Genomic DNA, 12,404 nt, shown 5'->3' on the forward strand with positions numbered 1-12,404 from the left:
TTCTGAAATGTCAAGGGTAGAACGATCGTTCTCGACTCCCTAGCATCGCCTCCGACGCGTTTCCCGACCGGGAGCGCGCGGAGCCGAGGAGTCACCGTGACCACCTACGACAGACCCGTCGCCGCCGTCGGCATGACGCAGTCGCAGCAGCAGGGCGAGCTGCTCGCCGGCCGCGCCCTCGAGAACCGCGCCTTCGGCCTCTACGCGTACGCCTACCGCCTCACGCTGTCGGACTCCGCGGCGAGCGCCGCCCTCCGCCACGCGGCGGTCACCGTCCGCAGCGGACGGCCGCAGGGACTCGACGACACGGGCGCCCTCGACCTGATGCGCTCCGAGGTCGGGCGCGCGAGCGTGCAGCGCGGCGGCTCCGCGATGGAGCGCGCCGAGCAGGCCCCCGCGGCGATCCGCGAGGACGACCTGCTGCGCTCGGGCTTCCACCGCCGCCTGCACGCCCTGCCGACGCTCGAGCGCCAGGCCTGGCTGCTCCGGCACACCGGCGGCCACGACGTCGACGCGATCGCGGCGATGCTGCAGGAGCCGGCGGAGCGCATCCGCTCGGCCCTCGCCTCGGCCGCCCGCACGCTGGTCGAGGGCGAGCTGGCCGAGAGCGAGTCCGCGGAGTAGCGCGGCACGGGGTGCCCGAGAGACGCCGGGTCCAGCCGGCGGCGCCCCTCAGGCGTCTGGGACCCGGCCGCGACTCGGCGCGACCGGGAGGACGGGGTCAGTCGAGGTAGTCGATGTCGTCCCACGGCTGGTGGACGTCACCGGTGTCGCGGTCGTCGTCCGGCACCTCGAGCTCCTCGAAGATCACCGGAACACCCGTCGAGATCAGGACGCTGACCTGGCGGTTGCCCACGATCACGAAGTCGACGAGGCCTCCTCCGGCCTGCGTCGCCTCGGTCGCCGACCGCTTCAGCTCGGCGACGTCGGTCCCCTGGGACAGCCCGTAGGTCTTGCCCTCGATGGTGACGTTGGTGCGGATCATGTGGCGCTGCTGCTCCTCGGCTCGATGGGTTCAGCGTACGAATCGCGACAGAGCGCTGCCAGGCCTTGCGGTGGACGCCCGCGGCTGCCACGGGTGAAGTGGCCGGCTGAGGCGAGCGGCGTCCGGAGCCGAGGCCGGAAGCAGCGTGACGGGCCGCTCGGGCGGATCCGCCGCTCCTGACCTCGGTTCCGGACACCGGGCGGCGGAGTCAACCGGGCGCGCTCCACGGAGCTCCCGCCGTAGCGTGGAACCTGTCCGCACGTTCCGCACCCAGCGACAAGGAGGATCCGATGACCGAGAAGAACACTCCCGAGGACCCGCAGACCACCGACCCCGAGCACGTCGACCCCGAGACGGCCACCGACCCCGAGGGCGACCCGGTCGAGAACCCGTCGGGCTGACGCCCGCACCGGAACGGCCCGCGGCCACCGGGACACCGCTGAGAAGGCGGAGTCCCGGGGGTCGCGGGCCGTTCCGGTGTCCGGCGCCGCCATACTGACGGAGTGCAGGCCGAGGACGATGAGCGCAGGGATCTCGAGCGGATCCTGTCGGCCCGACCCCGCGACGACGGCGCCGACCGGGACGAGCGGCGCGAGGCGCTGCGACGGCTCGGCGAGCTGGAGGCGGAGGACGCTCCTCCCGGAGTGACGGGATCCGGCGCTCAGACCGGCGCCGCGCCGTCCGGAGCGCAGCCGGGCGCGGCGCATCCCGCGACGGCGACCGACTCGCGTGCCCCCCTGCCGGCGGCCGCACTTCCGCTGTCGGCGACCGTCGGCTCCGAGACTGCGGAGTCGCCCGCCGAGCACCCCGACGGGCCGGCCCCGCGGACGCCGCACCCGCGCCGCCGCCGCCTCGTGCTCGCTGCCGCGATCGTCGGCGGAGCCGCGGTCGGCGCGATCGTCCCCACCGCGCTCCTCCTCCCTCCGCCCGCGGACCCCGTCGCCACGCCGACCGCCTCCGCGGATCCCGCCGACCGCTTCGCCGCGCTCGTCGAGGGCTGGGAGCCGACCACCGACGTCCCGCCGGGCCTCGCTCTGCTCGCCGGGGAGGCCACGGTCTACGGCTCCGGGTTCGACACCGCCGAGAACGACCGCCTGCTGATCACCGAGCCGAACGGCACCACGGTGTGCCTCGCCGTGCAGCGCCCGGACGCGTCCTTCTTCGCCGGCTGCACCGGCTCGGAGGCGTTCTTCGCCGGGGAGCCCCTCCGGGTCAGCGGCACGACGCTCCGCAGCGGCGCCCCGGTGTACACGCAGATCCTGCTCCGCCCGGACGGGACGATCGAGGGCGGCTACCAGCTGGTGCCGGAGCCGCCGCAGCCCGAGGCGGAGGAGTCCGGAACGGTGGAGTCCGGGTCACCGGACCCCGCGACCAGCGAGCCCTGAACCGCCGGGCCCGCGACCAGCGAGCCGTGAGCCTGCGACCAGCGAGCCGCTAGGCGCGCGTCGCCTCCGCCGCGTCCGCGATCACCTCGGCCGCGGACGCCGTCCGCTCCCACACCGCGCGCTGCCTCTCGGCGCCCGTGCCCCGCGCCAGGACCCGCTCGACGCCGCACGCCGCGACCTCCTCGTCGCCCGACTCCGCCAGCGCCCGACCCGCGTGGTCGAGCAGGCGCGCCAGTACCGCGGAGGCGGGGGCCGGGCAGCCGTCGACCGGATCGATCAGGTCGCCGGTCGTGCCGTGGCGGCTCGCCAGCCAGGAGGAGACGGCGATCACCGGAGTCGGCAGCGCCACGGGCGGGACCCCGGCGTCCGCGTCGCGCACGGCCGTCTCGGCGAGCGCCCGGATCAGGACGGCGATCAACGCCGAGTCCTCGGCGTGCAGCGGGACGTCGGCGATGCGCACCTCGACGGTCGGGTGCGCACGGGAGAGACGGGCGTCGAAGTAGAGCATGCCCTCGTCCAGCAGCACGCCGCAGGAGGTGAGGGAGGCGACGACGCTCCGGTACTGCTCGACGTCGCCCCAGATCCCGACCGGGCCGGCGGTGGGCCAGCGCCCCCAGGACTGGTAGCGCCAGCTGGCGAACCCGGTGTCGACGCCGGCACTCAGCGGGGAGTTGGTGCTCAGGGCGAGGAGGGCGGGCAGCCAGCCGCGCAGCCGGTCGAGGACCGCGATCCCCTCCTCCGGCGACCCGATCCCGACATGGACGTGCAGGCCGCAGGTGAACTGCTCGCGGGCGACGAGGCCGAAGCGCTCGGCCATCCGGTCGTAGCGCTCGTCGGCTGAGAGGTGCGGCTCGAACGCGGCGGGGCTGGTCGCGACCGCGACGGCGCGGGCACCGACCTCGCGAGCGGAGTCGTCGGCCAGGCGGCGGCCCTCGCGCAGTCCGGCCAGCAGCGCGTCGTGCGTGCGGGCGGGCGAGCCGACCGCCTCGATCTGCTCCGCCTTGAGCTCGGCGGCCAGGGCGACCGCCACGGAGCCGCGCACGGAGCCGAGCAGCAGCGGCGCCGCGGGCGTCGGGAGGAACGTGCCGGCGTCGACGAGGAGGTACTCCTCCTCCACCCCGAAGGTGCGGGCGCTCATCGGAGCGCCTTCCGCTCGAGTCCCCCGCCGCAGCCCACCCGGTCATCCCACCGTGCCGGGCGCCCGCCGGGCAACCGTCCTCGGCCGATGTTCAGCGTCGGGACGCCCGCGACGCCGGTCCGCGGGCGGGCTGTCAAGGCCGGGTGCTGCCGGGCGCGGAGCGGCAGGATCGGAGCACACCCAGAACCGGAGGTCCCCGTGCCCGACAGCACTCCCGAGCAGGCCGAGTACGACGTCGCCGTCATCGGCGCAGGACCCGCGGGGACGGCCGCCGCCCTCCGCGCCGCGGAGCTGGGAGCGCGCGTCGTCGTGCTCGAGGCCGCGCGCGTCGGCGGCACCTGCGTCAACACCGGCTGCGTGCCCACCCGCGTCCTGGCGAAGACGGCGCGGATGATGCGCGAGACCCGCTCCGCCGGCGACTACGGGATCGAGATCGGCACTCCCGTCCTCGACTGGGCCGCGACCGTGCGCCACGTGCACGAGCGCGTCGACCTGGTGCGCTCGATCAAGCGCGAGGCGCAGCGGTTCGAGGAGGCGGGGGTCGACCTGATCCACGAGGGCCGCGCCCGTTTCGTCGACGAGAGCACCCTCGTGCTCGACAGCGGGCGGCGGATCCGCGCGCGCTCGATCATGGTCTGCGTCGGCGGGCACTCGCGGCGGCTGCCGATCCCGGGCGCCGAGCTCGCGACCGTGCCGGAGGACGTGCTCGGGCTGACCGAGCTGCCGCGCCGCGTCGCCGTGATCGGCGGCGGCAACACGGGCGCCCAGCTCGTCACCGTCTTCAACGCCTTCGGCTCGGAGGTGACGCTCCTCGACGTCGCCCCGCGGATCCTGATGACCTCCGACTCCAGCATCTCCGAGCACGTCGGCGCCGCCTTCGAGCGCCAGGGAGTCCGCGTCCGCACCGGGATCGAGACGGTGTCGGGCATCGAGCGGCAGGACGACGGCTCGCTCGCGATCGTGTGGCGCGAGGGCGGCGAGGACCGCACGGCCGAGGTCGACGTGGTGATCATGGCCACCGGCTGGCCCGCCGACGTCGAGGACCTCGGACTCGAGAACGCGGGCATCGAGGTCGTCCGCTCCGCGATCCCCGCCGACCAGTACTTCCGCACCGTCGTGCCGCACATCTTCGCGGTCGGCGACGCGAACGGGCGCGACATGCTCGTCCAGGCGGCGCAGTTCGAGGCGGAGGCCGCCGCCGAGAACGCGGTGCTCGGCGCGAACAGGCGCACGCCCCAGTTCCTCCTGCCCGCGGGCGGATTCACGGACCCTGACTACGCGGGCGTCGGCTTCACGCAGGAGCAGGCCCGCGAGCGCGACCCGCAGTGCGTCGTCGCCTCGGTGCCGTTCTCAAATTTGGACCGCGCCGTCATCGACGACCGCGAGAACGGGTTCCTCACGCTGATCGCCGACCGGCGCCGCGAGCTGCTGCTCGGCGCGCACGCGGTCGGCGAGAACGCGATCGAGGTCGTGCAGTCGGTGACCACGGCGATGGCGGCCGGAGTCGACCTCGCGACCCTCGCGAACGTCCGCTTCGCCTACCCCACCTACAGCGCGGTGATCGGGATGGCGGCGCGCGCCCTGCTGGCCGAGCCGGCGCGCCCGACCGAGCTGGACTGACGCGCTACCCGATCCTCGGAGGCGGCGCCAGCCCCGAACCGGCGGCCCTCCGCCTCCGAACAACTGGAGACGGGCACTCCGCCCGCCCCGCCGAGAGGAACCCCTGTGCCGATCCCCGCTGTCGACTACAACCACGTCCGACTCACCGTCCGCGACATCGCCGTCTCGCGCCCCTTCTACGACTCCGTCTTCGGCTTCGACGTCGCCTTCGAGGCGCCGCCGGCCGACGCGTCGCCGGAGGAGAAGGAGCAGCTGGCGTTCGTGTTCGGCGGAGTGATCTACCAGTTCCCGGGCGGACTGCTCGGCCTGCGCCCCGTCGCGCCCGGCGACGACCGCTTCGACGAGGACCGGGTCGGGCTCGACCACGTCAGCTTCACCGTCCCCGACCTCGACGCGCTGAAGGAGGCCGCGGCCGTGCTCGACGACCTCGGCATCGCCCACGAGCCGATCAAGGACGCCGGCGGCATGAGCCTCCTCGAGTTCCGCGACCCCGACAACATCGCGCTCGAGATCACGTCCCCGAGCTGATCGGAGCAGCGCTCGTATCGAGATCCCCCACGCTCGAACGGGCAGGTCTCGATACGCCGCTTCGGGCTACTCGACCAGCAGAAGTCCCCGACATGCTGATCGAGTAGCGCGCTCAGCGCGCGTCTCGGGATCCCCGCGAACCCACGGAGCGCGGACTACGGATGCCGCCGTCGGTACGGAGTCGTCGTCGACACCCGGACGAGGCCCGCGCGCTCCAGGATGGGCCGCGAGTACTCGGTCGAGTCGCTGTGCACGAGGGTCTTCCCGAGGGCTCGAGCGGAGGCGGCGCGGGCGGCCGTGACCAGGCCGTAGAGCCCGCGTCCGCGGTACTCCGGCAGCGTCGCTCCGCCCCAGATGCCGGCGAAGGCGGTGCCCGGGACGGGCTCGAGCCTGCCGCCGGACGCCATCCGACCGTCGACCTCGGCGACCCACAGCTCCATGCCGTCGCCGCGCGCCAGGCGGGCGACGAGCGAATCGGCGATCGACACGTCGACCTCCTCCTCGAAGGCGGCGTCGATCATGGCGCTGAACGCGCGGACGTCCGGCTCGTCGACGACCCGCCGCAGCACGACCCCCTCCGGGACCGGCCGGTCCGAGAGCAGCGCCTCGACCGGGCCGATCATGATCGTTTCGGCCGCGTCCGGCGCGAAGCCGTTCGCGACGAGGGCGTCGTGCAGGCCGGGGGCCTCGTCGTGGCCGCGGGTCTTCCACTCGACGCGGGTGATGCCAGGATCGGCGTCGAAGTGCGCGCAGGCCGCGGCGACCAGGCGGGCGATCTCCGCGGAGGAGGCGCCGGCGAGGTCGCGGTAGGTGACGAAGCCGCGTCCGCCGGCGAAGGTCACCAGACGCAGAGGCCCCTCGCGCGTCACGGAGACGGCGCTCGGGGTCTCGGCGTCGGAGCGGAGCTGGTCGTCGTAGGCGCGGAGGTAGTCGGAGCTCATCGCCCCGACGCTACCCCCGGACCCGGGCGATCAGGTCCTGGATGAAGGGGATGACGTCCTTCGCCTGGTCGACGCTGGCGAATCCGGTCGCGACGAGCGGCCAGATCGAGCCGATGAGCGTCGCGATGACGGCGGCCACTGCGGCGACCCAGGCGAGGGCCGCGTTGCGGGAGAGGAACGCGACGGCGAGGCAGGCCAGGCCGACCGCGTAGCTGAGGACGATCGAGAGGACGATCGCGCCGACCGGGACGTCGAGCGCCCCGGCCGTGGTGCCGTCGGCCGCGCCGATCAGCCCGAGGACGGGCAGCAGCACGGCGACGACGACCACGAACGAGAGCACGACGCCCGTGCCGAGCGCGATCCAGGCCGCGCGCGGCTTGCGTCGCGCGCCGTACGAGCGGGTGCGCACGGGACTACTCCCGACCGGCGGCGGACGACGCGCGGTCGTCCTCGGAGCGGTCGGCGTCGTCGGACGCGTCGTCGCGATCGGCCGCGGCCTCGTCGCGCTCAACGTGCTCGGACTCCTCCGCCGGAGCGACCTCGACGGTCGCGGTGCGGGGGTCGCCGTCGTCGTCGACCGGCTCGACCTGGACGCGGACCACGAACTCCGCGGTCTCGACGACGGCCGGGGCCGCGTGCGTCTCGACGCGGGGGTCGTCCTCGTCGCGCTCGGCGGCGCGCTCGTCGTCGGCCGTCTTCTGGGCGGCTGCGCGCTCGTCGCGCTCGTCGGCCGCGCGGTCCATCGCGTCAGCGGCGTCGTCGGCGGCGTCCGCCAGGCGTCCTCGGGCGGAGTCGACGGCACCGGAGACGGCGTCGCGAGCGTTCCCGGCGGCCTCCTTGGCGGAGTCGCGGGCGTCGGACGCGGCGCGCTTGGCGGTGTCGACGAGCGGCTCCTCGTCCTCCTCCGGCTTCTCGATCGGGTCGAACGGGCCGTGGACGTCGGTCGCCTCGACGTTGACGACGACGTGGCCGCCGGCGACCGGCTCCGCCACGCGCTGCACCTGATCGCGCACGGCGTCCAGGACCTCGCGGACGGGGTGGGGGTACTCGACGACGAGGTCGATGTCGACGGTGGTGACGCCGTCGGCCTTCGAGACCGTGACTCCGGGGACGGTGCTGGTGCCCAGCACGCGGCGGGAGGCGCGGTCGAGGCCGCGGGCGACGGCTCCACCGAGGTGGTGGACGCCGGCCACGCGCTGGGCGCTCTCGCCGGCGGCGGTCGCGACCCGGCTCTCGGTCGACTCGGGCTCGGACGGCTTCCCGTCGCGGCGGGCGGACTCGCGCCGGCTCTGCTCGTTCGGGGTCGGCTGCTCATCGGTGCGGATGCGCTCGACGGTGCCGGGCTCCATCGGATCGGACATGGGGTGCTCCTTCAGAAAGACTTCCATCCCGCCTGAGCGGGGCTCTCCGGCCCTCCCGATCGGGAGGGCCGGACGGTGGTGCCGGCGGCTACTGCACGCGGGCGGTGCCGCTCATCTTCGTCCGCAGACCGCTGACGATCTGGATGACGACGGGCGTCTCCTCGCCGAGGAGGGCGTCCCACTGGCGGACGGCCTGGTCGACCGTCTGCCGAGTGCGGGCGGGCGAGGCGCCGCGGCGGGTGTGCGCGGTGACGCGCAGCACCTTCTGGTGCTTGATCTCGAACGCGGTCACGTCGACCGCGACGATGGACGGCTCCTGCGACAGGGCCTCCTCGAGGACCTGCTCGGCGACCTTCGCGTCGATGGTGACGGAGCCGCCCGTGGGCGTCCCCGCTCCCTCTCCCGAGCCGACGCGCAGCAGCGTGGAGGTGCGGCCGCGGCCCTGGCGCACGATGAAGCGCACCAGCAGCAGGATGAGGACGAGCGCGACGACCGCGATGACCCAGAGGATCCACGGGGTGCCGCCCGAGAGGGCCTGGCTCGTGGGGTCGGCCGCGTCCTGCGCGGCGGTGGACACGTTCTCCTGCACCTGCGGGAGCAGCGACCCCACCGCGACGGCGCCGCCGGCGAGGAGGAGGACGAGGCCCACGACGAACAGGAGCAGCCGGTTGAGGAATCGGTTCGTGGTGGTCATCAGCGGACCGTTCCCTTCTCGGACAGGCGCACCTTGGAGCGCAGGCGCGGGGTGCAGTCGAACGTGGCGAGCTCGGCGTCGACGGCCTCGCGGATCGGCGTGACGTCGATACTGCGGCCGGAGGTGCGGGAGACCGTCACGTCGACGACGCGGGATCCGACCGACACCGACACGTTGTCGGGGTCGACGTCACCGGCGTAGCCGGCGGTGCGGGCGACGGCCTGCGCGATGACGCGGTCGTCGACGATCGCCGCGGTGCGGTCGGTGCTGACGGCGCGACGGCCGCGGCGGCCGGGCTTGAGCGACACGACGATCAGGACGAGCCCGATCAGCGCGAGCACGGCGCCGGCGGCGGCGGTCAGCGCGATGGGCGCCGCGGCCGCGTTGAGCAGCGAGGACGCTCCGTCCTGCGGGGCCACGAGCAGCGCGGGCTGGCCGAGGACGGCGAGGACCGCCTCCGTGCCCAGCCACGCGAACAGGAGGATGAGCAGGACGGCGAGGACGATCGCCGATCCGGAGCGGGACGAGTGCGTCTCGCGCCGCACCAGGCGCGGGTAGAGCGCCCGGCCGACAGTGGTGGGAGTCGTCACGACACCCTCCTTCGTTCTCGGAGGTCGGCACCGGTGATCCGGAGGTCGACCCGGCCGATCGTGGAGCCCGTCAGTTCGAGGCAGCGCGAGCGGATGGTCGTCTGCGCCCGGCTGAGTCGGTCCAGCAGCGTCCCGGAGGAGCGGCGGCCCGTCTCGCCCAGGGGCGTGACGTGGATGGGGGCGTGCGCGACGACGTGGAGGCGTCCTCCCTCGTCGTCGAGCTCGACGGACACGTCGGACGAGTTCACGTCCAGCGCCTCCGCGGTGACGGCCGACACGACTCGGCGCACGGCGCGCGAGCTGATCGTCGTGCGGCCGTGGCTGGCCTCGTCGGCCATCACCGCCGCGGTCACGAGGACCGCCGCCCGCGGAGGGTGTCGCCGAGGGAGCGCAGGTCGAGCTTGCCCTCGACGACCCGCCCGACGCCGTAGCCGATCGCCATGGCGAGGGCGACCCAGAGGAGCGCCCAGAAGCCGAAGACGAGGGCGGTCAGCGCGAGGACCGCGCCGAGCACCAGGCCGATGTGGGACGGAGTCACTTGACGCGGCTCTCGGTCTCGTCGTCCTTGTCGTCCGAGGGGATGAAGACGTCGGAGATGGTGACGTTCACCTCGGCGACCTCCATTCCGACGACCGAGGAGATGGCCTCGGAGACGGCGGAGCGGATGCTGTCGGCGAGCTTCTGCAGCGCGACGGGGTACTCGGCGACGACGGTGATGTCGGCGGCGACCTGCTTCTCGCCGACCTCGACGGAGATGCCCTGGCCGCGGTCCTGCGCGTTGATCGCGTTGCGGATGGCGCCGATGGCGCGGGCGGCGCCGTTGCCCAGGTCGTGCACGCCGGGGACCTCGCGGGCCGCGATGCCGGCGACCTTCTCGACGACACCGTCGGCGATCGTGTTCTTGCCGGCCGAGGTGGCGGTGCCGTGCTTGGCCGAGGAGGCGTTGGCGAGGCTGGTGGGGGTGACGTTGGTCATGATCTTCTCCAGATGGTCAGAGGTCGTGGCCGGGGCCGCGGTGCTCACGATCCGTGGCACATGATGAAGACGTGGCCCGGGGTCCGGACGTCCCGGTGGCTCAGCCAAGGTGCAGGGAACGTCGAGCGGAGATGCGTTTCGCGGCCACCGGCGTCCACAGGCCTCGGCAGCGCACTCGCTGAGCGGCCAGCGGAGTGCACAGCCGTGTCAGGCCGCGGTCGCCGTCCCCGCCGGGAGCCGGCGGTCGCGCCGGCGGGTGAGGGCGCGGCGCCAGGCGGGGCTCCACCGCTCCTCGGCGACCGCGTTGAGGCCCCAGGACAGCAGGAGGACGACGACGAAGGCGACGAGTCCTGCTCCGTCGCGGCCGATCAGCGGCCAGAGCGCGCTGACGATCGCGCTGCCCACGACCAGATGGAGGATGTAGAGCGAGTAGCTGATCCGCCCGAGCCAGAGCAGCGGCGCCCATCGCAGCACGGCGGTCCGGCGCCGCATCGCGACGACCGCGACGGCCGCGCAGACGCCGAGGACGACCGCTCCGTCCGGCCCGCCGTGGAGGAGCTGGGCGTTCAGGGCCGCGATCAGAGCCGCCGGCACGGCGAGGAGCTCGAAGCGCCCCTGGCGTCGCGAGAGGAACAGCAGCATCCCGACGCAGAAGAGCGGTCCGTACTCGGCCAGCGTCAGGTTCGCCAGGACCCGGACGGCGACCGGCGCCGAGACGACGTCGACGCCTCCCGAGACGAGGTGGGCGGCGACGGAGGCGGTCGCCGCGACGCCGAGCCAGACGACCGCCAGCACGCGGACCAGCCGATCCGTGAACCGGCACTTCGTGAGGACGAGCACGAGCAGCACCAGCAGGTAGAACTGCATCTCGACGGCCAGCGTCCAGAACGCGCCGTTCACGTTGGGCACCAGCAGCAACCGCTGCACCATGGTGAAGTTGAGCAGCAGCTCCAGCGGCGTGAGGTCGGTGCCGGGGACGCGGGCGAGAGCGCCGACGACGATGGAGACGACCACCGCGATCCAGTAGGCCGGGTAGAGGCGGCTGACGCGGGAGATCGCGAAGTCCGACGGCCGCCGCGCGCGGTCCGCGGACATCAGGATCACGAAGCCGCTGATGACGAAGAAGAGCTGGACGCCGAACTCGCCGAACGGGAGCGCGACGGATCCCGGCGGTGCATCGGGATGATCGAGCGAGAACGCGGTGGTGAAGTGGTAGACGACCACGCCGAGGGCGGCGAGGCCGCGCAGACCGTCGAGCTCGACGAAGCGTGACGCCACGGCTCCCCCGCTCCGGAGCCCCCGCCCCTCGCTCGAGTGTTCCAGAGCGCTCCGGCCGCCCGCGCGTCGGCCGTCCGTCGTTCCGCGCCGCGCCCGGCACCCGCCTCGACCCGCATCCCGGCGGCGGAGGCGCGGGGAGGGCGGCGCTCAGCTCTCGGGACGGATGCGGAGCGCGCGGGCGAGGGCATGCCGACCTGACCGAGCGGTTCGTCGCGGATGCGATCGCGTCGGCCTCGCGCATGACCGAGCGCGGACTCCTCCCCGCGGAGGAGCAGCGCGTCAGGCCTCGCGCAGGTGACGGTCGAGCGTCATCCAGTTCTCCCGGCTGAGGCGGGCGGCGCCGTCGGTGTCGCCCGCGCGGAGGGACTCCACGATCGCGCGGTGCTGCTCCACGGATCCGCGGGCCGCGAGGGAGGCGAAGCGCTGGCGCTCGGCACGGCGGATGAGCGGAGTGGCCTGCTCGAGCACGTCCTCGATCATCCCGTTGCCGCTGAGCCCGGTGAGCACCGCGTGGAACGCGTCGTCGGAGCGCAGCGCCAGCTCGACGTCGCCCTCCGCCAGCGCCCGCGCGAAGTCGTCGTTCGCCGACTCCATCGCGGCGAGCGCCTCCGGAGTGACGGCCGGGCCGGCGAGGCGCGTGGCGAGCTCGTGCATGGCGGCGGCGATCTGCTGGGCGTCGCTGATGCTCTCGGCCGTGGCGGGGGTCACGATCGTCGCCCGGCCGGGCTTGGCCGAGACGAGGCCGACGCGGGCCAGCCGGAGCAGCGCCTCCCGGATCGGCGTCCGGCTCACCCCGAGCCAGGCCTCGAGCTCCTGGTCGCGGAGGCGCCCCCCAGTAGGCGCGCGAACCTGATGCCCCCACCGGCGCCGGAGAAGCCTCGCGCTCCTCGATGAGCGAGAGGACATAAG

General features: G+C 74.0%; 16 protein-coding genes. 4 read left to right on the forward strand and 12 right to left on the reverse strand.

Translation table 11 applies throughout. From position 1 onward, the window contains the following. The first annotated feature begins 96 nt into the window (after positions 1-96). Positions 97-624 carry a hypothetical protein gene (locus C5C53_RS00150; RefSeq protein WP_104232920.1) on the forward strand — a complete coding sequence of 176 codons (528 nt, stop codon included), beginning with the start codon at positions 97-99 and terminating at the stop codon, positions 622-624. A 97-nt stretch (positions 625-721) separates the two neighbouring features. Here the strand turns inward: C5C53_RS00150 and C5C53_RS00155 are convergent, their stop codons facing one another. Further along, a complete protein-coding gene (locus tag C5C53_RS00155; protein ID WP_104266511.1) occupies positions 722-985 on the reverse strand; it encodes a hypothetical protein in 264 nt (87 codons plus the stop codon). A 503-nt stretch (positions 986-1,488) separates the two neighbouring features. Here C5C53_RS00155 and C5C53_RS00160 point away from each other — a divergent pair. Continuing rightward, complete coding sequence (locus tag C5C53_RS00160) at positions 1,489-2,370, forward strand: hypothetical protein (RefSeq protein ID WP_104266512.1); 882 nt, start codon at positions 1,489-1,491, stop codon at positions 2,368-2,370. A gap of 49 nt (positions 2,371-2,419) precedes the next feature. Here C5C53_RS00160 and C5C53_RS00165 read toward each other — a convergent pair whose 3' ends face one another. Beyond that, entirely contained in the window at positions 2,420-3,508 is a 1,089-nt protein-coding gene (locus C5C53_RS00165) for a glutamate--cysteine ligase (RefSeq protein WP_104266513.1), read from the reverse strand. Between the two features lie 198 nt (positions 3,509-3,706). On the opposite strand from C5C53_RS00165, the gene C5C53_RS00170 reads away from it, so the two are divergent. Together C5C53_RS00170 and C5C53_RS00175 are read left to right on the forward strand one after the other, a co-directional pair. Further along, positions 3,707-5,128 carry an NAD(P)/FAD-dependent oxidoreductase gene (locus C5C53_RS00170; RefSeq protein ID WP_258075331.1) on the forward strand — a complete coding sequence of 474 codons (1,422 nt, stop codon included), beginning with the start codon at positions 3,707-3,709 and terminating at the stop codon, positions 5,126-5,128. 105 nt (positions 5,129-5,233) lie between these two features. Then, positions 5,234-5,656 (forward strand): VOC family protein, encoded by a 423-nt coding sequence (locus C5C53_RS00175; RefSeq protein ID WP_104266515.1) that lies wholly within the window; start codon positions 5,234-5,236, stop codon positions 5,654-5,656. 155 nt (positions 5,657-5,811) lie between these two features. Here the strand turns inward: C5C53_RS00175 and C5C53_RS00180 are convergent, their stop codons facing one another. The 10 genes from C5C53_RS00180 to C5C53_RS00225 form a co-directional block, all read right to left on the reverse strand. Continuing rightward, entirely contained in the window at positions 5,812-6,597 is a 786-nt protein-coding gene (locus C5C53_RS00180; RefSeq protein ID WP_104266516.1) for a GNAT family N-acetyltransferase, read from the reverse strand. Positions 6,598-6,607: 10 nt separating this feature from the next. Further along, positions 6,608-7,006 (reverse strand): hypothetical protein, encoded by a 399-nt coding sequence (locus tag C5C53_RS00185; RefSeq protein ID WP_104223994.1) that lies wholly within the window; start codon positions 7,004-7,006, stop codon positions 6,608-6,610. Positions 7,007-7,010: 4 nt separating this feature from the next. Next, complete coding sequence (locus tag C5C53_RS00190; RefSeq protein WP_181127683.1) at positions 7,011-7,958, reverse strand: Asp23/Gls24 family envelope stress response protein; 948 nt, start codon at positions 7,956-7,958, stop codon at positions 7,011-7,013. Positions 7,959-8,046: 88 nt separating this feature from the next. After that, positions 8,047-8,652, reverse strand: coding sequence for a hypothetical protein (locus C5C53_RS00195; protein ID WP_104238125.1), 606 nt, complete (start codon positions 8,650-8,652; stop codon positions 8,047-8,049). Beyond that, positions 8,652-9,242, reverse strand: coding sequence for a DUF6286 domain-containing protein (locus tag C5C53_RS00200; RefSeq protein WP_104266518.1), 591 nt, complete (start codon positions 9,240-9,242; stop codon positions 8,652-8,654). Before C5C53_RS00200 ends, C5C53_RS00195 begins: the two co-directional genes overlap by 1 nt. After that, on the reverse strand, positions 9,239-9,595 hold the full coding sequence (locus C5C53_RS00205; protein ID WP_244230558.1) for a hypothetical protein: 357 nt from the start codon (positions 9,593-9,595) through the stop codon (positions 9,239-9,241). The genes C5C53_RS00200 and C5C53_RS00205 overlap by 4 nt, the downstream gene beginning before the upstream one ends. Then, complete coding sequence (locus tag C5C53_RS00210; RefSeq protein ID WP_104223990.1) at positions 9,592-9,780, reverse strand: DUF2273 domain-containing protein; 189 nt, start codon at positions 9,778-9,780, stop codon at positions 9,592-9,594. The genes C5C53_RS00205 and C5C53_RS00210 overlap by 4 nt, the downstream gene beginning before the upstream one ends. After that, entirely contained in the window at positions 9,777-10,217 is a 441-nt protein-coding gene (locus C5C53_RS00215; protein ID WP_104223989.1) for an Asp23/Gls24 family envelope stress response protein, read from the reverse strand. Before C5C53_RS00215 ends, C5C53_RS00210 begins: the two co-directional genes overlap by 4 nt. Positions 10,218-10,424: 207 nt before the next feature. Next, a complete protein-coding gene (locus tag C5C53_RS00220; RefSeq protein WP_181127684.1) occupies positions 10,425-11,495 on the reverse strand; it encodes an acyltransferase in 1,071 nt (356 codons plus the stop codon). A gap of 279 nt (positions 11,496-11,774) precedes the next feature. Further along, positions 11,775-12,401: a GntR family transcriptional regulator gene (locus tag C5C53_RS00225; protein WP_104266520.1), complete on the reverse strand. Its 627-nt coding sequence runs from the start codon at positions 12,399-12,401 to the stop codon at positions 11,775-11,777. Positions 12,402-12,404: the final 3 nt, after the last annotated feature.

This window comes from Rathayibacter sp. AY1E3 (assembly GCF_002932235.1).
GTDB lineage: Bacteria > Actinomycetota > Actinomycetes > Actinomycetales > Microbacteriaceae > Rathayibacter.

Bases quoted from the DNA above. Each gene is read 5' to 3' on its own strand.
- C5C53_RS00180 (WP_104266516.1), bottom strand. From the start codon at position 6,597: ATGAGCTCCGACTACCTCCGCGCCTACGACGACCAGCTCCGCTCCGAC.
- C5C53_RS00165 (WP_104266513.1), bottom strand. From the start codon at position 3,508: ATGAGCGCCCGCACCTTCGGGGTGGAGGAGGAGTACCTCCTCGTCGAC.
- C5C53_RS00215 (WP_104223989.1), bottom strand. From the start codon at position 10,217: ATGACCAACGTCACCCCCACCAGCCTCGCCAACGCCTCCTCGGCCAAG.
- C5C53_RS00155 (WP_104266511.1), bottom strand. From the start codon at position 985: ATGATCCGCACCAACGTCACCATCGAGGGCAAGACCTACGGGCTGTCC.
- C5C53_RS00225 (WP_104266520.1), bottom strand. From the start codon at position 12,401: ATGTCCTCTCGCTCATCGAGGAGCGCGAGGCTTCTCCGGCGCCGGTGG.
- C5C53_RS00190 (WP_181127683.1), bottom strand. From the start codon at position 7,958: ATGTCCGATCCGATGGAGCCCGGCACCGTCGAGCGCATCCGCACCGAT.
- C5C53_RS00195 (WP_104238125.1), bottom strand. From the start codon at position 8,652: ATGACCACCACGAACCGATTCCTCAACCGGCTGCTCCTGTTCGTCGTG.